General features: G+C 60.4%; 20 protein-coding genes. 4 read left to right on the top strand and 16 right to left on the bottom strand.

All coding sequences use genetic code 11. The annotated features are described in order from the left end of the window. Positions 1-194 precede the first annotated feature (194 nt). The 8 genes from HMPREF9696_RS00245 to HMPREF9696_RS00210 form a co-directional block, all read right to left on the bottom strand. Positions 195-1,856, bottom strand: coding sequence for a flavin-containing monooxygenase (locus HMPREF9696_RS00245; RefSeq protein ID WP_002710914.1), 1,662 nt, complete (start codon positions 1,854-1,856; stop codon positions 195-197). A gap of 131 nt (positions 1,857-1,987) precedes the next feature. Then, positions 1,988-2,932: an alpha/beta hydrolase gene (locus tag HMPREF9696_RS00240; RefSeq protein ID WP_002710913.1), complete on the bottom strand. Its 945-nt coding sequence runs from the start codon at positions 2,930-2,932 to the stop codon at positions 1,988-1,990. A gap of 153 nt (positions 2,933-3,085) precedes the next feature. Then, complete coding sequence (gene cnbZ, locus HMPREF9696_RS00235; protein WP_002710912.1) at positions 3,086-3,841, bottom strand: 2-amino-5-chloromuconate deaminase CnbZ; 756 nt, start codon at positions 3,839-3,841, stop codon at positions 3,086-3,088. Between the two features lie 50 nt (positions 3,842-3,891). Further along, positions 3,892-4,626: an ABC transporter ATP-binding protein gene (locus HMPREF9696_RS00230; protein WP_002710911.1), complete on the bottom strand. Its 735-nt coding sequence runs from the start codon at positions 4,624-4,626 to the stop codon at positions 3,892-3,894. Continuing rightward, on the bottom strand, positions 4,619-5,368 hold the full coding sequence (locus tag HMPREF9696_RS00225; RefSeq protein WP_002710910.1) for an ABC transporter ATP-binding protein: 750 nt from the start codon (positions 5,366-5,368) through the stop codon (positions 4,619-4,621). Before HMPREF9696_RS00225 ends, HMPREF9696_RS00230 begins: the two co-directional genes overlap by 8 nt. Beyond that, positions 5,361-6,296, bottom strand: coding sequence for a branched-chain amino acid ABC transporter permease (locus HMPREF9696_RS00220; RefSeq protein ID WP_002710909.1), 936 nt, complete (start codon positions 6,294-6,296; stop codon positions 5,361-5,363). The genes HMPREF9696_RS00225 and HMPREF9696_RS00220 overlap by 8 nt, the downstream gene beginning before the upstream one ends. Next, positions 6,293-7,159, bottom strand: coding sequence for a branched-chain amino acid ABC transporter permease (locus tag HMPREF9696_RS00215; protein WP_002710908.1), 867 nt, complete (start codon positions 7,157-7,159; stop codon positions 6,293-6,295). The genes HMPREF9696_RS00220 and HMPREF9696_RS00215 overlap by 4 nt, the downstream gene beginning before the upstream one ends. 28 nt (positions 7,160-7,187) lie before the next feature. Beyond that, a complete protein-coding gene (locus tag HMPREF9696_RS00210) occupies positions 7,188-8,399 on the bottom strand; it encodes an amino acid ABC transporter substrate-binding protein (protein ID WP_002710907.1) in 1,212 nt (403 codons plus the stop codon). A 168-nt stretch (positions 8,400-8,567) separates the two neighbouring features. Between HMPREF9696_RS00210 and HMPREF9696_RS00205 the strand changes: the two genes are divergently transcribed. After that, complete coding sequence (locus tag HMPREF9696_RS00205; RefSeq protein WP_002710906.1) at positions 8,568-9,470, top strand: LysR family transcriptional regulator; 903 nt, start codon at positions 8,568-8,570, stop codon at positions 9,468-9,470. Here HMPREF9696_RS00205 and HMPREF9696_RS00200 read toward each other — a convergent pair. The 4 genes from HMPREF9696_RS00200 to HMPREF9696_RS00180 all read right to left on the bottom strand — a co-directional run bounded on the left by HMPREF9696_RS00200 (position 9,467) and on the right by HMPREF9696_RS00180 (position 14,954). Continuing rightward, positions 9,467-12,637, bottom strand: coding sequence for an efflux RND transporter permease subunit (locus HMPREF9696_RS00200; protein ID WP_002710905.1), 3,171 nt, complete (start codon positions 12,635-12,637; stop codon positions 9,467-9,469). The two genes, HMPREF9696_RS00205 and HMPREF9696_RS00200, sit on opposite strands and share 4 nt — an antisense overlap. Beyond that, complete coding sequence (locus tag HMPREF9696_RS00195) at positions 12,634-13,821, bottom strand: efflux RND transporter periplasmic adaptor subunit (RefSeq protein ID WP_002710904.1); 1,188 nt, start codon at positions 13,819-13,821, stop codon at positions 12,634-12,636. The genes HMPREF9696_RS00200 and HMPREF9696_RS00195 overlap by 4 nt, the downstream gene beginning before the upstream one ends. Before the next feature lie 628 nt (positions 13,822-14,449). Beyond that, positions 14,450-14,659 carry a hypothetical protein gene (locus tag HMPREF9696_RS00185; RefSeq protein ID WP_002710902.1) on the bottom strand — a complete coding sequence of 70 codons (210 nt, stop codon included), beginning with the start codon at positions 14,657-14,659 and terminating at the stop codon, positions 14,450-14,452. Between the two features lie 73 nt (positions 14,660-14,732). After that, entirely contained in the window at positions 14,733-14,954 is a 222-nt protein-coding gene (locus tag HMPREF9696_RS00180; protein ID WP_002710901.1) for a cysteine rich repeat-containing protein, read from the bottom strand. A 146-nt stretch (positions 14,955-15,100) separates the two neighbouring features. Here HMPREF9696_RS00180 and HMPREF9696_RS00175 point away from each other — a divergent pair, with 146 nt between their 5' ends. After that, positions 15,101-15,457 carry a hypothetical protein gene (locus HMPREF9696_RS00175; protein ID WP_002710900.1) on the top strand — a complete coding sequence of 119 codons (357 nt, stop codon included), beginning with the start codon at positions 15,101-15,103 and terminating at the stop codon, positions 15,455-15,457. 17 nt (positions 15,458-15,474) lie between these two features. Here the strand turns inward: HMPREF9696_RS00175 and HMPREF9696_RS00170 are convergent, their stop codons facing one another. Next, positions 15,475-16,251, bottom strand: a complete 777-nt coding sequence (locus HMPREF9696_RS00170) for a hypothetical protein (protein WP_002710899.1) — start codon at positions 16,249-16,251, stop codon at positions 15,475-15,477. Positions 16,252-16,307: 56 nt separating this feature from the next. Further along, positions 16,308-16,616, bottom strand: a complete 309-nt coding sequence (locus tag HMPREF9696_RS21880; RefSeq protein ID WP_174309426.1) for a hypothetical protein — start codon at positions 16,614-16,616, stop codon at positions 16,308-16,310. Here HMPREF9696_RS21880 and HMPREF9696_RS00165 point away from each other — a divergent pair. Further along, positions 16,516-17,652, top strand: coding sequence for an efflux RND transporter periplasmic adaptor subunit (locus tag HMPREF9696_RS00165; protein WP_174309428.1), 1,137 nt, complete (start codon positions 16,516-16,518; stop codon positions 17,650-17,652). The genes HMPREF9696_RS21880 and HMPREF9696_RS00165 overlap by 101 nt on opposite strands. A 9-nt stretch (positions 17,653-17,661) precedes the next feature. Further along, positions 17,662-20,823 carry an efflux RND transporter permease subunit gene (locus HMPREF9696_RS00160; protein WP_002710897.1) on the top strand — a complete coding sequence of 1,054 codons (3,162 nt, stop codon included), beginning with the start codon at positions 17,662-17,664 and terminating at the stop codon, positions 20,821-20,823. Between the two features lie 13 nt (positions 20,824-20,836). On the opposite strand, the gene HMPREF9696_RS00155 is transcribed toward HMPREF9696_RS00160, so the two are convergent. Beyond that, a complete protein-coding gene (locus HMPREF9696_RS00155; protein ID WP_002710896.1) occupies positions 20,837-21,526 on the bottom strand; it encodes a winged helix-turn-helix domain-containing protein in 690 nt (229 codons plus the stop codon). Then, positions 21,523-24,213, bottom strand: coding sequence for a sensor histidine kinase (locus tag HMPREF9696_RS00150; protein ID WP_002710895.1), 2,691 nt, complete (start codon positions 24,211-24,213; stop codon positions 21,523-21,525). The genes HMPREF9696_RS00155 and HMPREF9696_RS00150 overlap by 4 nt, the downstream gene beginning before the upstream one ends. Between the last annotated feature and the right edge of the window lie 16 nt (positions 24,214-24,229).

Genomic DNA, 24,229 nt, shown 5'->3' with positions numbered 1-24,229 from the left:
ATACTGAAATCACGCCAAAACGGCTGACTTTCACCAAGGTATCGTCGTCATTGTCCCCGTCATGATTGCATACAAAGTCGCTAGATTGCACAATAATTTAGCCATGAAAAATAGCTGCAAAAATTTTATGCAGACGATAACTTTGCGCATCGTCGCGTAACGGCGGCCAGCGCCGACAGCAAGCCACCAAGCGGCTATTCGGCAGCGACCGAGGTGGCAGCGCGCCCGCGACCGGTCATGGCGAAGCCTTCATATCCGTTGGCGGCAACGTCGCTGCAAATCTGGCGATAAACGCCGACCCCGCCGATATACGGCATGAAAATCCGTGGTTTGCCGGGAATGTTGGCTCCCATGTACCAGGAATTCGCCTGCGGATAGAGCGTACCGCTCGCGACATCATTGACCTGCTTCACCCATCCGTCCTCAGCAGGCTTCGTCGCTTCCACACAGCCGAGATCGCGCTGCCGCATGTAGCCGATGCAGTCACTGATCCAGTCGACATGCTGCTCGATGGACACGATCATATTGCTCAACACCGACGGACTTCCCGGGCCCGTGATGATGAACATGTTCGGAAAGCCGGCGCTCATCAGGCCAAGATAGGTCTTTGGACCTTCAGCCCACTTCTGATTGAGCGCGATACCTGCCCTGCCCCGGATCTCGATCTTCGCGACCGATCCGGTCATGGCGTCGAAGCCTGTGGCGAATACGATCGCATCGAGTTCGTAATCTACACCGCCGGCGCGTAGCCCATCCGGCAGTATCTCCTCGATTGGCGCGGAGCGGATATCAACCAGAGTGACATTTGGCCGGTTGAAGGTCTGATAGTAGCCGGTGTCGACGCAAATTCGCTTTGAGCCAATGGGGTGATCGCGAGGTTGCAACAGTTCGGCGATCGCGGGATCGTCGACAATCTCGGCGATCTTCGATCTCACGAACTCGCAGGCTGTCTCGTTCGCGGATTTGTCGATCAGCAGATTATTGTACGACGCCATGAAGCTGATGCCGCCGCGCTCCCAGCCCGCCTCGTACTCGCGGCGGCGCGCCTCGTCCGCATCATCGAGTGCGCCCTTCTCGGGAACGACCGTGAGAATCCCGTTGCGCGATTCTTCGCGTGCCCGGCGCCGCAGGTCGGCATAGTTGGATTTCCAGTCCCGCGTGACCTCCGGCGTCAGTGACGCATTGTGAGCCGGGACGCTGAAATTCGCGGTGCGCTGAAAAACAAAAAGGTGGCTGGCCCGATCGGCAATGATCGGAATCGACTGGATCGCCGACGAACCGGTCCCGATCACTCCAACCCGCTGCCCCGTGAAGTCAACGGCTTCATGCGGCCAATGGCCGGTGTGATAGGTGGCTCCGCCAAAACGATCCATGCCCTTGAAATCGGGAACACGCGCATTCGAGAGGCAACCGGTCGCCAGAATGAAGTAACTCGCCAAAACGATCTTGCCGTCCGAGGTGGTGACCGACCACCGGTTTTCATTCTCATCGAATATCGCAGCCTCAACACGGGTGTTGAGCTGAATATCGCGGCGCAGGTCAAACCTGTCCGCAACATGATTGGCATATTTCAGAATCTCGGGCTGCGGCGCGTAACGCTCGCTCCATTCCCATTCCTGCTGCAATTCTTCGGAGAACGAATAAGAATACTGCATGCTTTCGACATCGCAGCGCGCACCCGGATAACGATTCCAGTACCACGTCCCGCCGACGTCGCCGCCCTGTTCATAGACGCGCACAAACAGACCGAGGCCGCGCAACCTGTGAAGCAAATAGAGGCCCGCGAACCCCGCGCCCACGACAACGGCATCATAGCTTGCGTGAGTGGCGGTTGAGCCTTGTTGCGGTTCGATCACGTCGCGGCCTCCCGATTTTCTTTTGGAAGGCTGTTGCCTCAACCCTCGTTGTGAAATCTGACCCTGAAAAACGGACAAAGACAACACATAGGGGGCTGCGTGGCCGTCATACGGCCACGCAAAAATTGGACCTATCCTATGGCCTTGAGCCAGCTACCGATTTCCCGCATGGCTTCGCTGGCCTTCGGAAGCAGCTTGCCCATGGTGAGAAATCCATGGAACTGGCCGGGATATGTCCGGTACACGACGGGCACGCCGGCGTTCCCGAGACGAACGGCAAATTCGTCGCCTTCATCGCGCAACGGATCGGCGCCAGCGGTCAGCACGAATGCAGGCGGCAGGCCGGACAGGTTTTGCACGCGCGCCGGCGATGCGCGCCAGTCACCAACTCCGTCAGCGCCATTGAGATAGTGATCGCGAAACCACCGGATCACGGAATGGGTCAGGAGTGCGCTGGTTTCAGGCTCGCTGTGCGAGGAATGAGACATCGAGAAGTCCGTGGCGGGATAGATCAACACCTGACCCGCGAGCTTCGGCCCTTCCGTCCGCGCATTGATCGCCACCACCGCCGCAAGATTGCCGCCCGCGCTGTCGCCACCCACAAAGAGCTGCGCCGGATCGGCGCCGACAGATGATGCATTCGCCGATATCCACTGTGTGGCCGCGATCGCATCGTCCACGGCGGATGGAAAGCGATGTTCCGGTGCGAGCCGATAGTCGACCGAGACCACAATGAGCTGGCCTTCATCCGCAATCGTCCGGCACACCACATCATGAGAGTCGAGGTCGCCGATCACCCATCCCCCGCCGTGGAAAAAGACCAGACATGGCGACAGGCCACTCGCTGCGCGCAACTTCAGCGGTTTGTAGACACGCGCGGGGATGGAGCCTGCCGGCCCCGGAATCGACAAGGACTGGACGGACGCGAGCGGCGGCGGTTCGGGATTGGTGACAACGCGGCCGGCCAGATACATCTGGCGCGCTTCCGCGGGGGACAGCGTTTCGTATGGCGGACGCCCGGCCTCGCGAAAGGCGTTGAGTACGGCGGCGGCATCGGGATCGAGTGAAACTGGCATGGCCCTCCCCAGGGTGTTGGCGCGGTATCCTTCTTGCTCAAATTGTTAGCCGGTGATCGGGCGGCTGTCGATCTTGACGGCGATCCGGAAAAGGGACACGGCCCCGCAGGATAAGCGGCCGGGCCGTGCTGTTTGTCTGATTGATCCTGAAACTCAGGCCTCGAGAACCCGCTCCATATAAACGCGGCGGCAGTCCATCTCGTATTCGAGGTCCTGCACCGGGGGCCGGTTGAAATGCCATGTCAGACCCTGACGGAAAATGCCGCGCTTGCCGAGTTCGGTTTCGATAAATGGGTAGATATCATGGACGGTGTAAAGCTGGGTCGCCGTCACCTGGCTCCAGTCACCGCCGAACGCGCTCATGCGCCGCTCCATTTCGCCCAGCACCCACTGCGCCTTCTCAAGCATCGCAGCCGGTGACGTCTCGCCGAGGCGCACGGCATGATCGCGATAATTCCCCTTGCCTTCCGGCGCTTCGCCGCTTCCGGCGATCACAAAGGACGTTGGCGCGTTCACAGCAGGCACCGCATAGGTGAACGCATAAAAGCCCGGCTCCGACGGCGGGTCGATCTTGGGACACACATTGCTGCGGGCCACCGGATTGACACCATCCGGCATCAGCCCCCAAGCCTTCAGAGTTCCGGTATAGATTTCATTGAAGGCCACGAACCCGCTTTCGGTGAACGGCGCGGGAGACCGCAGTTCACATGCAGCGAAAGCCGCCAGCGGACGGCCAGCATCCTTCAATGTCTGAGCAATCCGCTCAAATCCCAGACGCAGCGGTACCGGCTTCGTGAAGCGCACCCGCTCAAGGGCAAACCCGGGCAGCGCCGCCACACCGGCGGAATACTGGCTGACGCCTGGCATGAAACGATAACCGCCGTTCGGCGCGTCAACAGTCTTGATCATGTTACCTCTTCCAGCTTGAGAGAATTTTCCGATACGGCCCAGGGCAGCGATTACTCTTCCAGAACGCCGAGATAGGCATCCCGGATAATCGGATCGGCCAGCAGTTCATTGCCCGAGCCGGATCTGACGATCCGGCCCATATCCATGACGAAGGCCTCGTGGCACAGATCGAGCGCGGTCGTGACATCCTGCTCCACCAACAGGATCGACATGCCTTCGCTATTCAACGTGCGCAGCGAGGCGACAAGTTGCTCGACCAGCAGCGGTGAAAGACCCAGCGACAGTTCGTCGATCATCAGCAGCTTCGGCGCGCTCATCAAACCGCGGCCGATGGCGCACATCTGCTGCTCGCCACCGGAGAGCGTCGCAGCGGCCTGATTGCGCCGCTCGAACAGTTTTGGGAATGTTGCGTAGACCCTGTCCATGTCGCGGCTGATGTCGGCACGCGAGGCCTTGCGCGAGTAAGCGCCCATCAGAAGGTTGTCTTCGATGCTCATGGCGCCGAACAGACGCCGGCCTTCCGGCACATGGACGATGCCGTGTGCAAGGATCGCCGCCGCCGTCGCACCCGCGAGATTTTCGCCGTCCGAGCGATACGACCCCGACTGCACCGGAATGAGACCGGACAGCGCGCGCATCAATGTCGTCTTGCCCGCGCCGTTGGAGCCGATCAGCGCGGTGATCTGACCGCTGCGCACCGCAAGGTCGATGCCCCACAGCACCTGGACTTCGCCATACCCGGCGCGAAGACCCTGCAATTCGAGGATGAGATCAGCTTCAGCCATGGGACGCGGCTCTCTGGGCATATTGCTGGCCAAGATAGGCTTCGACCACCGCGGGGTTCTTGATCACGTCGCGCGGCATGCCATCCGCGATCAGCTTGCCATTGTGCAGCACGACGATCCGCGTGCAGACATTCAGCACGACCTTCATCAGATGCTCGATCATCACGATGGTGATGCCACTGGCGGCAAGCTCGTGAATCAGGCGGGTTGCGCGCTCCACCTCGGCGCTGTTCAGGCCGGCATTCACTTCATCCAGAAACAGCAGCTTGGGCTTCATCGCTAGCGCCTTCGCCAGTTCAAGGCGCTTGCGCATCGCCAGGGTCAGCGTCGCGGCCGGCTGCCCGGATTGCGCCTCCAGCCCGACAAAGGCCAGTTGTTCGCGCGCCGATTCGCGCGCTGACTTCAGGCTTTCACCGGGCTGCGAAAACAGCGCGGCTGCCGCCACGTTATCGAGTGCGGAAAGCTCGGCAAACGGCTGCACGATCTGAAACGTGCGCGACAGGCCGAGGCGCGCGGACTGGTAGGTCTTGACGCGCGTGATGTCCTGCCCGGCAAACGTCACCGTTCCGGAGCTTGCGGGGGTCACGCCGGTGACGACGTTGACGAGCGTGGTCTTGCCGGCACCGTTCGGGCCGATCAGCCCGAGCACCTCGCCTTTGTTGATGCCGAGCGACACATCGCTCAGGGCCTTCAGGCCGCTGAAGTGGCGGGAGACCGACTGAAGCCTAAGAATCTCAGACACGCTTCGGCCTCCACGACAGCAGCCGGTCGCGCAGCGACATCAATCCGTGCGGCAGGAACAGCAGCAGCGCAACGATCAGAACACCAAGAACTCCGCTGTGAATCTGGATGTAGTTGCGCCAGACGACCTCCTCCAGCCCGAGATAGACCAGCGCACCGACCACCACACCAAGCGGCGAACCCAACCCGCCGATCAGCGCCATCACAATCGGCTTGACCGAATAGAGAATGTCGAACACGTCGGATGGATCAATGTAATGCACCCATGCCGCATAGATCCCGCCGGCAACGCTGACGAAGCACGCCGACAGGCCGAAAGCGATGCTCTTGTAGAGAGTCGCGTTGAGGCCGATCATATTGGCGGCGGTTTCATTCTGCCGGATGCAGCCAAGCCCGAAACCGAGTTTCGATCCCGCAACGATGATCACCATCAATGCGGTCGCGAGCAGCAGCGCCCACATCGCATAGAAGAAGAACGTCGCATCCGACATCACGCCCGACCCGGCGGAGAGCGGAATGTTCAGCCCCATACCGCCCCCGGTCAGGTCGGTGGCGTTGTTGACGAGTTCGCGGAACACTTCGATCAGCGAAAGGCTGGCAATGGCGAAGTAGTGCCCGCGCAGACGGAGCAGCGCAGCCCCCAAAAGGGCGGCCAGGGCGAACGACGCGATCCATGTGATCGGCACAGCAACCCCAAGAGACACGCCGCGCGACATCAATACGCCCGTCGTGTATGCGCCGAATCCGAAGAAGGCAGCCGTCGCGAATGACGGATATCCCGCTAGGCCCCCGACGATATTCCAGGACAATGCCAGGATCGCATACATGCAGGCAATGGTGCCGAGCCGCAAGGCGTAAGGGCCACCGAACAACGGCAACGCCGCGATGCAGGCAACCAGTATCAGCAAGATTACATTCGAGCGGGTCATTCAAAGCCCTTCCGGCCGAGCAGGCCCTGTGGGCGAACGATCAGGAAGATGATCAGAAGAACGAATGACAGCGTCGTCGCATGCGCCGGACCGATCAGCGTCGACCCTATGCCCTCGATCAGCGCCAACAAGATTCCGCCCGCAAGCGCTCCCGACACACTGCCGAGGCCGCCCAGCACGCAAACGACGAAAGCCTTGCCGAGATAGGCCGTGGAGGTCAGCGGCGAAATCGGAAAAATCAGCGCCATCAGAACGCCGGCGCATCCGGCCAGCGCCGCACCAAGACCAAATGCAATCGCGTAGATCGAATTCACATCCACGCCCATCAGTGTCGCGGCGTCACGATCCAGACGGACCGCGACAATGGCGCGGCCGACACGCAACCGCCGCAGGATCAGGTAAAGCACGCCGGTCAGCGCCAATGCCGATGCGGTCGCGATCAGACGATCCACCGGAACAACCACATCGAACAACGAGACCGATCCCATTGGCGGTGTCAGCGTCAATTTCCGATAGTCAGCCTTGAAGAAGTAGATCATCGCATTGTTGAGGATCAGGTCGAGGCCGAATGTCAGCGTGAGTGTCACCAGCACAGGCGCTGTAATCACCCGATTGAGGATCAGGCGCTGGATCAGATAACCGAACACGAAGAACAGCGGCGCGGCGATCAGGAGCGCATACCACGGCGAGATATGCAGCGACTGATAAAGTCCCCAGGCCAGATAGGCCCCGAGAACGATGAACGAGCCATGGATCAGGTTGATGACGTTGAGAACGCCCCAAACCAGCGAGAAGCCGATTGCGATACAGGCATACAGGCAGCCCAGCACCAAAGCATTGATCAGAACCTGGGCCGCCAGCATGTGATGTCCTCGCCTCCCGCGCTCTTGTTCAGTTCACGCCGAGCTTGAATTCGCCCTGCTTGATCAGCGCCGGCGAAAGCACGACAGGCTTGCCGCCCTGAAGCTGGAAAACCGGCGGCTCGAGCGAGTTGATCTGGCCCGTGGGACCGAACTTGACCGGCCCGAAGAAGGTCATCACATCCATCTTCGCCAGTTCGTCACGCACCTTGTCTCTGTCGAGCGATCCAGCCTTCTCGATCGCCATCTGGAACAGCGCGCCCGATACAGACGCCGAGGCCTGGGCGTAATCAGGCTCGGACTTGTACTTTTCCTTGAACAGCTTCACGTAGTTCGCGGTCGTGCCGAAAATGTCTTTGCCGGAGTATTGAGCGGCGGGGTGCCACCACGCGGCGCTGGTGATGTTTTCACCACCCGGCCCGGCGGCATCAATGAATTCCTGATAAGCGGGGCCCGCGATCATCGAGACCACGGTGGCCTTGATCTGCTGATCCGCCATCTGCTTCTTCACCAGCAGAAGATCGTTGATGTAACCGGTCACGAAGATCCACTGCGGGGCCAGCGACTTGATCTGCGACAGCGTCGCGGAATGGTCGAGCGTGCCGATCGCATACTTCTCGAAGTAAGCGACTTCCAGCCCGTTGCCCTTCGCCGACTTCTCCATTTCCTGCGCGATCGCGAGCGGGAACAGATCGTTACGCGCCAGAATGGCCACCTTCTTCACATCCGGAGCTTTCGCTTTGACGATCTGCGTGAGGGGCGTTGTCAGCGTGTCGTTCGGCGTGAAGGTGCCGAACAGATATTTGTATCCCTGATCGTAGACCTGCGACGACGACGCGGTCGCGGCAATGGTCGGCACCTTGTACTTCTCGGAAACGCTGCTGCCGGCCTTGGCCGCACCGGAGCCGAACGGACTGAACAGGAAGTTCACATTGTTCTGGGTGATCATCTGCTCGGTGGTCTGGACCGCGCGGGGCGTATTCGACTGGTAGTCGGCGTAAACGATCTCGACCTTGTACTTCTTGCCGCCGACCGAAATGCCGCCGGCCTTGTTGGCCAGCTCGGCCCACAGGTCATATCCCTGCTGCTGCTTGATCGCTTCAGGCGCCAGCGGCCCGGTGAGCGGAAGCGGCGCGCCGAACTTGATCACGTCCTGCGCCATCGCGGCGGTTGCGGACAATCCGAGCGAAGCAGCGAGCAAAAGCGAATTCAAACCACGCGAGACGAGCCGGGAGCGAGCCATCCAGATTCTCCATCAAAGACCGAGGGTGCACCTGATGGAAATCTTGGCAAAATCAGGGGTCGAATAAAAGCATTGAATTTAGAAGCAAACGGTCTGAAAATTAGAACTCTGTGCAGGGCATGCCCTTTCAGAAAGCATTCGCACCGCGAACGGACGGCTTTGAGAAACATGATTGAATCCACGGCGCTGCGGTATTTTCGTGAGGTCACCGAGCGCGGCTCGATCAAACGGGCCGCGGAATCCCTCCGGATTGCGCCCAGCGCGATCAGCCGGCAGGTTCAGGGCCTTGAGGACGAGCTTTCAGTGAAGCTGTTCGAGCGCGGCGCGCGCGGAATGAACCTGACCAACGCCGGTCAACTGCTCTATCGCTATGCACAAGAGAGCCAGGTGAAACTGGACCGCGTGCGTGCGCAGGTGGAAGAATTCGACTCGCTGCAGCGCGGCCACGTCAAGCTGGCAACCGTCGAGGGTCTTCTGGCCAGTTTTGTGTCGGACTTCGTGGTCGATCTTTCGAGGGACTATCCGGGCATCTCGATTACCGTCACCACCGTCGGCTCGCGTGGCGTGGCCGAAATGGTCGGACGTCACGAAGCCGATCTTGGAATGGTGTTCGGCCGCGCACCTCGCCGCGACCTCATCGAACTGGCCCGGATGCGGCAATCGTTGTGCCTGATGGTCTCGCCGCAGCACCCGATGGCCGGAAAGAGCCAATGCACCATCAAGGAACTGGCCGGCCTTCGGGTCATTCTGCCGGATCCGTCGTTCGGTATCCGCCAGGAGATAGATCGCGCCTGCGCCAAGGCGAAAATCGAGCTCGATCCCTATGGCGAGACGAACTCCATCGCCTTCCTGCGGACGATTGCCGCCAAGACTGGTCTGGGGACCTTTCTCCCACGCAACGCGGCAATGCCTGAACTGTTGGCCGGAACGCTGGTCGCTGTGCCGTTGCGCGACAAGCGGCTGGAAGCGACCCAGGTGACGCTGGTGCAACAGGCCGCGAGGAACACCACGCCTTCAAGTCTTCGGGTGGCACAACTGCTCGTGGACCGGATGAGAGAGCAGAAAGACTAGCCCGGAGCGCTTTGCGTGGTGCGCTCCTCCATCGTCACGCTGCCCGGAAACAGCCGGCGCACCAGAATGTAGAAGATCGGCGTGAAGATCAGGCCAAATACGGTGACACCGATCATGCCAAAGAATACGGCGACACCGACGGCTTGACGCATCTCCGATCCGGAACCCGACGAGATCACCAGCGGGAGCACGCCGAGAATGAAAGCGCACGAGGTCATCAGGATCGGCCGCAAGCGCAGCCGGCAGGCTTCAACGACAGCCTCGAGCTGATCGCGGCCCTCACGTTCGATGTCCCGCGCAAATTCGACAATCAGAATGGCATTCTTGGCGGCCAGTCCCACAAGAACGACAAATCCGATCTGGGTCAGGATATTGACGTCCTGTCCCATGATGCGCACGCCGATCGTCGCAGCAAGCAGGCACATCGGCACGATCAGGATGACCGCGAATGGCAGGCTCCAGCTACCATACTGCGCCGCCAGAACGAGGAAGACGAACAGCACGCAGATGGGAAACACATACAGGCCGGAATTACCGCCCTTCACCTGCTGATACGAAAGATCGGTCCATTCATAGGCGAAGCCGCTGGGCAAAACGTCCTGCGCCAGCTTTTGCATGATGTTGATCGCGGTCGTCGAACTCGTCCCCGGCAGCGTGTCGCCCTGTATTTCCGCCGACGGATAGAGGTTATAGCGCGCTACGCGATCCGGGCCCGACGTGTCCTTGAAATTTATGACGCTGCCGAGCAGCACCATCTCGCCGGCCGTATTGCGTGTTCTCAGGCGCGCGAGGTCCGCCGTTTCCTTGCGGAAAGGAAGATCGGCTTGCGCGGTGACATGGTAGGTGCGCCCGAGAATGTTGAAGTCGTTGACGTATGTCGAGCCAAAATAGGTTTCGATCGCTTCAGTCACATTCTGGATCGGCACGTTGAGCATCTGGGCCTTCTGCCGGTCGATCTCGACAAAGACCTGCGGCGTGTTCGCCGTAAACGGCGAGAAGACCGCCGTCAGCCCCGGCGCCTTGCGAGCAGCCGCAACGAGTTCATCGGTCGCAGCCGCAAGCAGTTCAGGCCCACGGCCCTGAATATCCTGCACGCGCATGGCAAATCCGCCGCCGGTGCCGATGCCCGGCACCGCCGGCGGCGGAACGACGATGACGAAAGCGCCCTCAATCACCGAAAGCCGTTTGCGCAATTCGGCCGTGATGACATTCGCCGTCAGACCCTTTTTGTGACGCTCCTCCGGGTCCGCAAACACGGGAAACAATGCCGCCGCATTGCTGGACTGCGTCCGCGTTGCGCCGGAAAGACCAGCCAGCGCAGGAACGCGGACAACGCCCGGTGTATCCAGGGCAATCTTTTCAATCCGGCGAACGATCTCCGTTGTACGGGCAAGCGACGCCGCACCAGGAAGCTGGACTGAAACGATCACATAGCCGCGATCCTGCGCCGGTATGAATCCCTGCGGTGTCGTGACAATGAGCCACGCCGCCGATGCGATCAACAGCACATAGGCCACCAGCATCACTGCCGAGTGGCGGATCACAAATCCCGCGGCGTTGCCGTAACCATGCGAAAGCCTGTCGAATCCGCGATTGAAGGCACCGACGAATCTTTCCCAGCCGCGCGCAATGAGGTTCCAGCTCGCGGGCGGCTTCTTCTCCTCGTGCGGCCGTAGAATGATGGATGCCAGCGCCGGGGATAACGTCAGCGAACAGAAGCAGGAAATGGCGGTAGCGACCGCGATTGTCACCGCGAACTGCTGGAAGAATTGGCCGGAAATGCCGCCAAGAAAGGCCGTCGGCACAAATACGGCGCACAGAACAAGCGCAATCGAAACCAGCGCGCCGCCCACCTCCTGCATCGTCAGCAATGCCGCTTCGCGCCGGCTTAATCCGGCCGCCAGATGCCGCTCCACATTCTCCACAACAACGATCGCGTCATCGACCACGATGCCGACTGCCAGCACCAGCCCGAATAGCGTCAGGTTGTTGATCGAGAAGCCCAGCGCCGCCATGATCGCGAACGTGCCCACCAGCGAGACCGGGATCGCGAGAATGGGAATAATGGCCGGACGCCAGCCTTGCAGGAAGACCAGGACCACGATGACCACCAGCACCATCGCTTCGTAGATGGTCTTGATGAGTTCGCTGACGGATTCCGCGATGAATTCGGTTGGATTGTAACCGATGTTGTATTCGAGCCCCTTCGGAAATTCCGTCTTCAGCCGTGCCATCTCGTCGAAAATGTTTTTCGCGGTGGCTAGAGCATTCGAGCCGGGCCGCTGGAACACCAGAAGCGCGACCGCGGATTTTCGCAGCAGAAAGCCGTTGGTTGTGGAACTGAGCGCACCAAGTTCGATACGCGCCACGTCACGCAGGCGGACGGTACGGCCGTCAGCGCCGGCCTTGATGACGATGTTCTCGAACTGCTGAGGGTCTTTGAGGCGTCCGGTGAAGGTCAGGTTGGGCTGAAATGCGCGGTCGGCGATCGGCGGTTCGGCAATCTGCCCTCCCGCAATCTGGAGATTCTGGGCGCGGATGGCCGCGAGCACGTCGCCCGCGGTCATACCGAGGGTCGCGATCTTGTCGGGGTCGAGCCACAACCGCATCGAATAGTCGCGCGCGGCGAATATCTGGATATCGCCGATGCCATCGAGGCGCAGCAGCTTGTCGCGCACCTGCCGCAGCGCATAGTTCGAGATATAAAGCTGGTCGTATGTGTCGTCCGGCGACAGCATGAACACGACCATCATCAGGTCGGGGCTGTTCTTTCGCGTGACAACGCCGTTGCGTTGCACTTCTTCCGGCAGCCGGGGCTGCGCGATGGCAACCCGGTTCTGAACCAGCACCTGCGCCTTGTCGAGATCTGTTCCCAGCTTGAACGTGACGGTGATGTTCAACTGGCCGTTCGATGTCGCCTGGCTATAGATATACTCCATATCCTCGACGCCGTTGATCTCCTGCTCGATCGGCGTCGCCACGGTGTCCGATACGGTTTGCGCCGATGCCCCCGGATATTGTGTCGTGACGACAACCGTCGGCGGCGCGACCTGCGGATACTCCGCGACCGGCAGGGTAGTGTATGCGATTGCGCCGACGATAAGCAGCACAATCGAAAGGACCATCGCCAATATCGGCTGGTTGATCGACAGGCGCCCGAGATTCATGGCTTGGCACCGCCACTCGCTGCCGGTGGATGCGGCGTCACCTTTGCGCCGATCCGCGCACGCTGCAGCCCGTCGACAATCACCTTGTCATCGGCTTTAAGCCCTTCGCGGATAACTCTCAGGCCATCGTCCAGAGGACCGAGCACGACCGGCCTTGCCTCGACCGTGTTGTCCGCCTTGACGACAAAGACGATCTTGCGGGACTGGTCGGTTGCAATCGCCGTGTCAGGCAGAAGCAGAGCCTCGTAAGGCGCGCTGCCGAGCACCCGGACACGCGCGAATTGCCCCGGAAGAATCGACAGATCCTGATTTTTGACAATAGCCCGCCCCCGGAGCGTTCCGGTGCCGACATCGAGCCGGTTATCCAGAAAATCCATCGCGCCGTCATGAGACGGCTTTGTCTCGCCGGACAGGGTGATCTGAACCGGATTCGCCGTGTCGCGCGAGCTGGGCCGCTTACCCTCGAACCAGAGACGATTGTTCTTCAGATAGATGGATTCATCCATGTCGAAATAGACGTGAATGGGATCGAGCGACACAATATTGGTCAACACCGTCGCCCCGCTCTCGCTCCCTTGCACAAGATTGCCGACCGTGACGAGATGCCGGCTGACACGCCCGTCGATCGGCGCCTTCACCTTGGTGAATTCGACGTCGAGATCAGCCCGTTCCAGCGCGCCTTCCGCCTGCATGGCGGAAGCCTGCGCCGACTGAAGCTGCTGGCGCCGCTGATCGACAACGCTCTCGGAGACCGCGGAGGTCTTCACCAGCGTTTCAGCGCGAGCCAGCTCGCGCTCGGCCAGATCGACCTTTGCCTTTGCGTCAGCCAGTTGTCCCCGCGCCTGCTCGGCGACGGCCTGATACTGGCGGGGATCAATGACGTAAAGCAGATCGCCGGTTTTGACGAAAGCGCCGTCCTTGAACTCGACGCTCGTTACGAAGCCCGTCACCCGCGCCCGCACCTGAACCTGCTCGATCGCATCAAAGCGGCCGGTGAACTCATCCCAGTCCGTCACCGTGCGTTTGGTTGGATTGGCAACTGTAACGGGAGGGGCGCTGGCGGCAGGCGGTTGAGACGGCTTTTCACATCCAGTCAAAAGAGATGCGAGGATGCCAACTCCGCATGCAAGAGACAGTTCTCGCCCGCGCCGCCGAAAATCACCAAAACCCGCTTTCGATCTCATCGTGGAGCCCCCGGCGTCTCAACTGCAACTGGACCCGCAGCGCAGGGCCTGCCGAGCGGTCAGGTTAGCGCGCATTTCTGGCTGCCGCCAGCGCATTGCAGCTATCCAAAGGTGCGCCATTGCCGCCGCCGAAACCATGCCGGGAGGCGCGCGCCGATGCATGAGCGTAGATGAAGACTATGTGTCGGATGATGCCAGAGACACTTCGTGCATTTCAGGGAAACAGTCCGCGGGCGTCAATTGGGTCCGCGCAGCCGTCCGACCAAAGGCGCGATTGAGAATCCGGTATTCACGCCGCATCAGGTCCTCTTCCGCGGAAGAGCTGCTGACCGGCCTTTCTGTCACAATCTCGGTGACGGTGCGCGCGTCATACATTGTGTATATATCCACGAGCCACGCCATCACCTGCTCGTGGACGCACTTCCAGCTCATCCAGCCCGCGAGGGCCGCGACTTCCCGAGATCGACGCAGGACGCAAGGCGCATTGCATCCCTGCTGGACGCAGCGTCTAAAGAAAGTGTTCCCGCTCGCGCCAAAGGATATGGACTCACCACGCCCATACGATGTCGCTGGCCAGCGCGTTCAACGCTGGCCCTGTCCTGACCGTAATCGCGAGTCTGCTGGTATATCAGGTGCAGCGGCGAACCTTGACGCCATTCACCCATACCGTCCGGCAGACCACCGCCGGCTTGCGCACAACGGCGGCGCCGCGCGGGCCTGCGCAGCCAGCACGATAGACTCCCTTCGCGCAAACCACGGCGTTCGCATCGGTCGGGCCCACGGTCATGGCGGTTGAAAACGCCATCAAGGCAGCAGCAGCAAACAAAAGTGAGCGCATGATTACCTCCCGGATGATTGTGGCTGATCCTTCGCGCAGACGACCGGCCAACGCAAAGTCGTCTTTTCCTGAACTATTTCTTCTCGGCGGCCGCCAGGACCTTCTTGCAGCTTGGCGTGAGCTTGTCGCTGGACTTCGAGAGGCAGGCAATGATCCGGCCGCCGCCCGGCTCGACCCCCTTACAGAACTTTTCGTAGTCGCCCATGCAGGCACTGCGCTGTTCGGCAGTCAATTCCTGCGCGCCGGCCGAGCCGGAAAGCGAGAGAAAGGCAGCCAGTAGGATGATCGTCCGCATATCAAAACTCCTTCCATCAATAATCAGCCAGACAATGAGTATTCGCACCGCACGGTCATGCCCGATCCGAGCGGAGATCGTTGCGCCGCGTTCGCGTAGTCCCTAGCGTAGCGTTTCTTTACCAATTGTGATCTTCGGGGCCCATCATGCAGGACATCAGAAGCAAGTGGCAGTCGTTCTATACGGAAAACGTCGAACAGCTCTCAAAAGAACTTTTCGGTCACATCGAGAAGATGATCGTCGCAACCTTGATCATCTCCGCCGGCGCCCATGTTTCGAGCACCGATCCGGCCATCCTTCTTTTCGGCTATTTGCGTCACAGCCTCGTCGGGCGCGGCGTCGAGCTCTTTGGAATCTTCCTCCTTGCCCTGAATTTTCTCGACGGACTTTACAAACTCTCAAAACTGAAATGGCACATTCCGTATCAGCTCCTTATGACCTTCTGCTACGTCGCGTTGAGCGTGCGTCTTGTCCAGTTGATCCTGGCCTTCCGCGGCGAGTAAACAATCGGCGCATCACTCTACTGCGCGGCGAACTGGGCAAGCACATCCTTGCAGGCGGGCGACAGAGAGGCCGCCCGTACAGCCAGACATTGCACGATACGTCCGCCTCCGGGTGCGACACCGCCGCATAACGTGCGCACATCCGCGCCGCAGGCCGACCGGAGCACAAACATCTCCTCGCGCGGACGCATCGGCCGCAACACCAACGGAGCAGCCGCCGGTGCGTCTGCTGCAGGCGCAGCGGCCGTAGCGGCCGCCGGAGCCGCAGTTCCGCCGCCGACTGCGCTCACCGCCTTCTGGCAGCCTGATGACAATTTCGGCATGCTTTTCTGCAAACATTGCAAGGAAGCCGCGCCGCCGGGCGGTACACTGGCGCAGTTCTTTTGATAGTCGGAGCGGCAGGCGCTCCGGATGGCAGCGGCCTGCGCATCGGTCGGTTTCTGGCCTGCCGCCGCAGCCTTGGGCGCAGCCGCCGCAGCGGCGGGCTTCGCGGGCGCAGGTGCTGCAGGTGCAGTTGTTGTTGTCTCGGCCTTCGGCGGCGAAGCAGCCGGCTCAATAGCAGTGACGGCTTGCTTGCAGGCACCGGAGAGCTTCGACATGTTTTTCTGCAAGCATTGCAACGAGGCCGCGCCGCCAGGCGGCACGCTTGCGCAGTTGGCCTCATAGTCAGAGCGGCAAGCCGAGCGGATCGCATTGCGCTGCTCGTCGGTCGGCTGCTGTGCGATGGCAGGAAAAACACAAGCGATCGTCGCCGCGAAAGCCAGGTGACTTACGACACGTTTCAACGCGCTCATTGAAAAATTCCCTATTTTAGGTCTGTTCTTTCCCGTTGCCGAACCGGCCCGCGCAATTAAAATGAAATCAAAATATTCTGGATTAATCTTCGGCGGCCATCATTTTCGCTTTTGAGTTCCGCCGCAAGCCTATTGTTGCTATTCATGGAGAGCGGACGATCATTTTGTGTCCGCTGAAATTTGAGACGAGGCATCTGAATGAAGCCTGCGTGTCCCATATTGCAAATTTCACCGGCACCCGGTCTTGGGTGCAAGGCACACAAGATGCCGCGAATGCTATCCGCCGCATTCGTCCTTCTCACACTAACTGCCTGCGACCAAAATACTTTTGTTCCGCCGCCGCCCGCCAAGGTCGATGTGGGCATGCCTGTGCAACGCACCGTAACCCGGTATCTCACCGCAACCGGCAACACCGCTCCCATCAAGACAGTCGATCTGGTTGCCCGCGTTCAAGGTGTGCTGCAGTCGATCAATTACGAGGATGGCGCATTCGTCAAACAAGGCACCACCCTGTTCACCGTCGAACCTGAAACCTACAAGCTGAAGCTGGAGCAGGCGCAAGCTGCGGAGGCCGGCGCCCAATCCACCGTGAAGCAAGCCGAAGCCGACTTCAAACGTCAATCGGATCTGGTAACGCGGCAGGTCGTATCGCAGGCGACCCTCGATCAGTCCACATCGTCACGGGACAATGCGCAAGCCAATTTGCAGCAGGCCCAGGTCAATACCAAGATCGCCGCGGTCAATTACGGCTATACCAATGTCATCGCGCCGTTCGACGGAATCGTCAGCGCGCATCTGGTTTCGGTCGGCGAACTCGTCGGCGTGTCATCGCCGACCCAGCTTGCAACCATCGTGCAGTTCAGTCCGATTTACGTCAATTTCAATGTCAATGAGCAGGACGTTCTGCGCATTCGCGCCGCCGCCGCAAAGAAGGGGCTGACGTCCAAGGATCTCAAGGAAACACCAATCGAGGTCGGACTTCAGACCGAAACCGGCTATCCCCACAAGGGCAAGCTCGACTACGCTGCCCCCACTGTCAATCAGGCGACCGGCACGCTCGCGGTTCGCGGTGTCCTGACGAATGCCGACCGCGTCCTGCTGCCCGGCTACTTTGTCCGGGTCCGCGTGCCCCTCGATCAGCAGAAGGATGCGCTGCTTGTCCCCGACGCTGCGTTGGGCAGCGATCAAGGGGGCCGATATGTCCTCGTGGTCAATGGCGAGAATATCGTCGAACAACGCAAGGTGGTGACCGGTCCTCTCGATGGCGATCTGCGTGTCATCGAGAGCGGCCTGAAACCGGACGACCGTGTCGTCATCGCAGGATTGCTGCGTGCGATTCCGGGTCAAAAGGTCGATCCGCAACTGCAGACAATCGGACAACCCCGCGCATCCGCGAACTAGGACAGGGCCATGATCTCGAAATTCTTCATCGAGCGGCCGGTTCTGTCGAATGTCATCGCGATCCTGATGATTTTGATCGGCGGCGTCGCCCTGTTGAGTCTTGCCGTTGCACAGTATCCGAATGTCGTTCCGCCGACCGTCCAGGTCACGACACGTTATCCGGGGGCCAGCGCCAAGACCGTTATCGACACCGTCGCACTGCCGATCGAGCAGCAGGTCAACGGCGTCGAAGACATGCTCTACATGCAGTCGTATAGCGGCGCCGATGGCAGCTATTCACTGACCGTGACGTTCAAGATCGGCACCGATCTCAACTTCGCGCAGGTACTGGTGCAGAACCGCGTGTCCAGCGCACTGTCGTCCCTGCCGCAATCGGTTCAAACGCAGGGCGTCACGGTACAGAAGAAGTCCACGGCGATCCTGCTGTTCGTGACCCTGACATCGCCAAACTCAACCTACGACAGCCTGTATCTCAGCAACTACGCGACCATCAACATCCGCGATGAACTGTCGCGGCTTCCCGGCGTCGGCAATGTGACGGTGTTCGGGGCCGGCCAGTATTCGATGCGCATCTGGCTCGATCCAAACAAGCTGCAGGCGCTGTCACTTATGCCGCAGGACGTGATTCAGGCGATCCAGCAGCAGAGCCAGCAGGTCACCGCAGGTCAGGTCGGGATGCCGCCCACCCCCGCCGGGCAGGCCTTCCAATACACGCTCAATATCAACGGGCGGCTCGACGACACCAAGGAATTCGACGATATCATTGTCAAAACCGGCACCAACGGCGACGTCACGCGCGTCCGCGATGTCGGCCGCGTCGAGCTTGGCGCACAGACCTACAGCCAGATATTCTCGCTGAACAACAAGCCCGCCACCGGCATCGGCGTATTCCAGTCCCCGGGCGCCAATGCGCTCGAGGTCGAACAGGCCGTCCGGAAGAAAATGGACGCACTGGCCCGCGGATTTCCGCAAGATATCAAATTCGACATTCCTTTCGACACGACGAAATTCGTCTCGGCCTCGATCCATGAAGTCTACAAAACACTGATCGAGGCAGGCTTTCTCGTTCTTGTCGTGATTCTTGTGTTTCTGCAGGACTGGCGCGCCATGCTGGTCCCCGCGACAACGGTGCCGGTCACCATTATCGGCGCATTCGCTGCGATGGCCGCGCTCGGATTCACCATCAATCTGTCGACGCTGTTCGCAATCGTGCTGGCGATTGGCATCGTGGTCGACGATGCGATCGTCGTCGTCGAAGGCGCAGCGCATAACATCGAACAGGGCATGTCCGGCCATGACGCTGCGATCAAGGCCATGGACCAACTCTTCGGACCGATCATCGGAATAACGCTGGTGTTGATATCGGTCTTCCTGCCCGCGGCATTTCTGCCGGGAATGACCGGCAGAATATATGCGCAGTTCGCACTCGTAATCGCCGCGACGGCCCTGATCAGTGCCATCAATGCGGCGACGCTCAAACCCACACAATGTGCCCTCTGGCTGCGCCGCCCTGTTCCCCTCGAACAACGCAACTGGTTTTATCGTGGCTTCAACGCCGCTTATGAACGGCTTGAGAAGCGCTACACGGCGTTGATTTCGCGCATGGTGGCGCATAGCGGCTTCTCGGTCATCCTCGCGCTGATCCTGATCGGCATCGGCGGCTACGGGCTCTCGCGCGTGCCGACGGGATTCATCCCGATCGAGGATCAGGGATATCTGCTTGCAGCCGTCCAGTTGCCGGACGGCGCTTCGCTCGACCGGACCCAGCGCGTCCTCGATCAGGTCACCGAAATGACCAGCAAGGCGCCGGGGGTGGCTCAGGTGATCAGCATTGCCGGCATATCGGCGCTCGATAACAGTTCGAGCCTTGCCAGCGCGGGCGTCTCCTATCTCATCCTGAAAGATTGGGACAAGCGCGGCCCCGGGGAAGATTTGCGCTCGCTGGTGTTTGGCTTGAACAAGAAGCTCGACACGATTCCCGAAGCGAGGATTCTGGTTATTCCGCCGCCACCCATCCAGGGCATCGGCAATGCCGCTGGCTTTGCCATGCAGATCGAGCTGCGCGACGGAAATTCAGATTTCGGCAAGCTGCAGGCCGTTGCACAGGCCATTGTCGCCAATGCACAGACGCAAAGCGCCTTGCAGCGGGTGAGTTCGCCATTCCGTTCGATGGTGCCGCAATTCGATATCGAGGTTGACCGGATCAAGACCCAGACCTTGCATGTAACTACCGATCAGGTGTTCTCGACCCTGTCGTCCTATCTCGGCGCCTCCTACGTCAACCAGTTCAACAAATTCGGGCGCACATTCCAGGTTTACGCCCAGGCCGACTCGCAGTTTCGTCTCACAACAAAAGACATTGAAAACCTGACGGTGCGCAACCAGCAGGGCGCGATGATCCCCCTTGGCACGATTGCGACGATCACGCCGACAGTCGGCCCCTCGCTGATCAGCCTGTACAATCTTTATCCTTCCGCGACCGTCATCGGACTGCCGGCGCAGGGATACAGTTCCGGCCAGTCGATGGCGCTGATGGAAAGCATCGCGGACAAAACGCTGCCGCCGGGGACGGGATACGAATGGACGGCGATGTCCTATCAGGAGAAGGCGGTCGGGAGCCAAATCTACTACGTGTTCGGCCTTGCACTGCTGCTGGTCTATCTCGTTCTGGCGGGACAATACGAGAGCTGGTACGCGCCGATTGCCGTTATCCTGGCAGTGCCGTTGTCCCTGCTCGGCCCCATGGCCGTTCTCACCGGCTTACGGATCGAGAACAATCTCTACACCCAGATTGGATTAATCCTGCTGATCGCACTTTCCGCAAAGAATGCCATTCTGATTGTCGAAGTCGCGCTGGAGCTGCATGTCCGCGACAGGAAGCCACTGCTGGAATCGGCGATCGAGGCGGCGCGTGCGCGCTTCCGGCCGATCCTGATGACATCGTTCGCCTTCATTCTCGGCGTGGTGCCACTGGTCTTCGCCACGGGAGCCGGCGCCAGCGCGCGCAAGTCGATTGGCATCACTGTGTTCAGCGGAATGCTTGCCTCGACCTGCCTGGCGGTGCTCTTCGTTCCAACCTTCTTTGTCATGGTTCAGAAGTTCGAGAATTGGCTCAACAGCCGTAAGGAAAAGAAAGCCGGAGCGCAGCCAATTCCCCAGACCGAGTCGTAACCGTTTACGCGGCTTACTTTTCAATCACCCGGTAGCCAATTCCTGGCTCCGTCAAAACCACGCGCGGATCGTCCGGCTTCTCTTCGATCTTTTGCCGCAACTGTCCGATATAGACCCGCAGATACTGGGTGTCTTCCGTGTGCGCTGGCCCCCAGACCGCCGCGAGAATCTGCCGGTGTGTCACTACACGGCCGGCATGCCGCGCCAGAAAGGACAACAGCTCAAACTCCTTGGGCGTGAGCTTCAGTTCGTTTCCCCCGCGGGTGACGCGGTGGCGCACGGAATCGACTTCCAGGTCGCCGACGCGAAGAACCGGCGTTTCCGACTTGCGCTGCAGGCGATGGCGAAGCGCGGTCCGCATCCGCGCCATCAGTTCACCCACATTGAACGGCTTGTTGACATAGTCATCGGCACCGAGATCGAGAGAATCGATTTTCTCCGCTTCCCGGTCCCGCGCTGACAGGACGATGATCGGTACGTCCGACCACTCGCGAACCCGCCGGATCACATCCTTTCCATCGCCATCGGCAAGACCGAGATCGAGCAAGACGATATCGGGCGTCTCCGCAGCAATCCGTTTGACCGCCTCAGCCACGGTGCCGGCGCTCGTCATGTCATAGCTGTTCGCTTCCAGCGCAGGCTTGAGAAAGCGCAGGATCGCGGCTTCGTCATCGACGACCAGAACCTGGGTCTTGGCACTCATGCGGCCAGTTCCTTTTGCGGAAAAACCATCGTGAAACGCGTGCCATGACCATGGGCCACCGGACTTTCAGCCACAATCGTTCCGTGATGAGCCTCCATGATGCCCTTGGCAATCGCAAGGCCAAGTCCTGTTCCCTGCCCTCCATCGGCGCTCGCGCTTTTCAAGGCCTCGCCCTTTACAAAGCGCTCGAAAATTCGCGGCAAGATATCGGGCGCGATACCCGGTCCGTCATCGGTGAAGCGGAGACGGACTTCGGAAGCTCCCGTTTCGGCGTCGATCACAATGCGGGCCTGATGCGGCGTATGCAGCACCGCATTGGTGACAATGTTACCTATCGCCTGCTCGATCAAAATCGCATCCGCTCTCACCAGAGGAAGTTCGGCAGGCAATTCAATCTCGAATGTCTGGAGCGCACCACGGCGACGCGCGGCATTCACAACCCGTGCGGCGACCTCGCGCAGGTCGATCCAGTCGCTCCGCAGTTCGAGCGCGCCGGCATCAATCCGGGTCATCGCAAGGAGATTGCGCACCATCTCGTCAAGGCCTTCGGCTTCCTCCTTGATCTGCCCGAGCAGGTCGTTCTTCGACGCCGCATCCAGCTTGTCGTCATAGTCAAGCAGACTGGTCGCCGCTCCCAGGATCGACGACAAAGGAGTGCGGAAATCATGGGAAATCGAAGCAAGCAAGGTATTGCGAACGCGCTCCGCCTCGGTCGCCGTCTTCGCGTCCACCATCTCGCCGGCGAGCGATGCGCGCTCGAGCGCAGCCGCGGCCTGCTCGCACAATGTGTCGAGCAAGGCGCGCTCCTCGGAATCCAGCGATGGGGTGTCTTTGGCGGTCGCGACACCGATGGTTCCCAGCACCTTGTCCCCTATCTTCAGCGGGGTGAAAAGCCAGGGAATGATCGGCAGCGTTCCGGTGTTCGTTCCGGCGGCCTCGCCGTGATTATAGGCCCAGCGGGCAGCCGTCATCGCCGCCGCGTCAAGGTCATCCTCCGGCGGCCAAGCCGCCGTCAGGACGATGTCGTCATTCCTTGCCAACAGCACAACGACGGGCCGCCGCAAGCTGATATGAATCTCACTGGCCGCGCCTTCAGCCACGTCCTCCGGACTTGCCAGCCCGGACAACCGGCGCGTGAATTCATAAAGACGCCGCGTCGCGCGCACACGGTCGGCCGACACACGCGCCTGCTCGCGGACGCGAGCGGCCATCGCCGCGCTGGCGATTGCGACAACCAGAAAGATGAGAAGCGCAAGAAGCTCATATGGCTCCGCGACCGTCAGCGTATGAACCGGAGAAATGAAAAAGAAATTGTAGGCCAGAAAAGACAGCAAAGATGCAAAGACAGCCGGCCAAATGCCAAAGTTCATGGCGATGAACAGGACCGCGAGAAGGAACACGATCGACAGATTCGGAATAGGCGTCAGTCTGGTGAGAATTTCTCCCGCCCCGACGGCGGCGCCGACCGTCAGGGCCGCGTAGATAAAATGCTGCCAATTGAAGGTTTCCGAAATCCAGCGCCGTGATGACGGCACAGGCTTTACCGTACCGTCGGCTTCGCGCGTGACGAGGTGAATCGCGATGTCCCGGGTTCGGCGCACCAGTTCGTGCGGCAGGGACCGGCGCAGCAGTTCGCTGAAAAATCCTCCGGGCGCGCGGCCGACGACAATCTGCGTGACGTTCTCGAACTTTGCAAAGCGCAGGAGTTCGGCGGGCAAATCGGTCCCGGTCAATGTCTGGGTTTCCGCGCCGAGACTCTCGGCCAGCTTCATGATGTCATCCAGCCGCCGGCGCGTGGCGCTATCCGCATAGGCGCCCGGCCGTTCGACCGTCACGGCCATCCAGGGCGCATCCATCAGGTCCGCAAGCCGCTTGGCCGCGCGCACCACACTCGGCGATATCTGATCAGGCCCGACACAGGCCAGAATACGCTCGCCAGCCGCCCACGGCCCTTCGATCGCCTGCGCCTGCATGCTCTCGACAAGCGCCGCGTCGACGCGCTCCGCGGCGCGGCGCAACGCCAGCTCACGCAGCGCCGTCAGATTTTGCGGCTTGAAGAAATTGTCGACGGCGCGCGCGGCGGTATCCTGAACGTAGACCTTCCCCTCCGCCAGCCGCCGCAACAGCTCATCCGGCGGGAAATCGACAAGAATGACCTCATCGGCATTGTCGAACACCTTGTCCGGTACGGTTTCTCGAACGCGGACCTTGCTGATCTTCTGGACAACGTCATTGAGGCTTTCGAGATGCTGGATGTTCAATGTCGTCCAGACATTGATTCCGGCGCGCAGCAACTCGTCGATATCCTGCCAGCGCTTGGGATGGCGGCTGCCGGGCACGTTGGTGTGCGCATATTCATCGACCAGCAGGATCTCCGGCCTGCGTGCGAGGGCCGCGTCAAGGTCGAACTCCCGCATGACCTGATTGCGATAAACAATCGGCTTGCGAGGCAGGACCTCGAAATCCTCGACAAGCTGCTCGGTTTCGCGACGGCCGTGCGTCTCGATCAGGCCAGCGGCTACATCCTTTCCGCCCGCCTTCTCGCTCCGGGCCGCGGTCAGCATGGCATAGGTCTTGCCGACGCCGGGCGCGGCGCCGAGAAATATCTTCAGCCTCCCTCGCCCCTCCCGGCCAGCGCGGGCTAGCAAGGCATCAGGCGATGCGCGTTTCGTTTCCTCGTGCGGCATCCGGCTCCCGGACGTT

This window comes from Afipia clevelandensis ATCC 49720 (assembly GCF_000336555.1).
In the GTDB taxonomy this organism is placed as follows: domain Bacteria; phylum Pseudomonadota; class Alphaproteobacteria; order Rhizobiales; family Xanthobacteraceae; genus Afipia; species Afipia clevelandensis.
The sequence above is the reverse complement of the archived record's forward strand: the minus strand, read 5'-3'. Positions and strand labels throughout refer to the sequence as shown.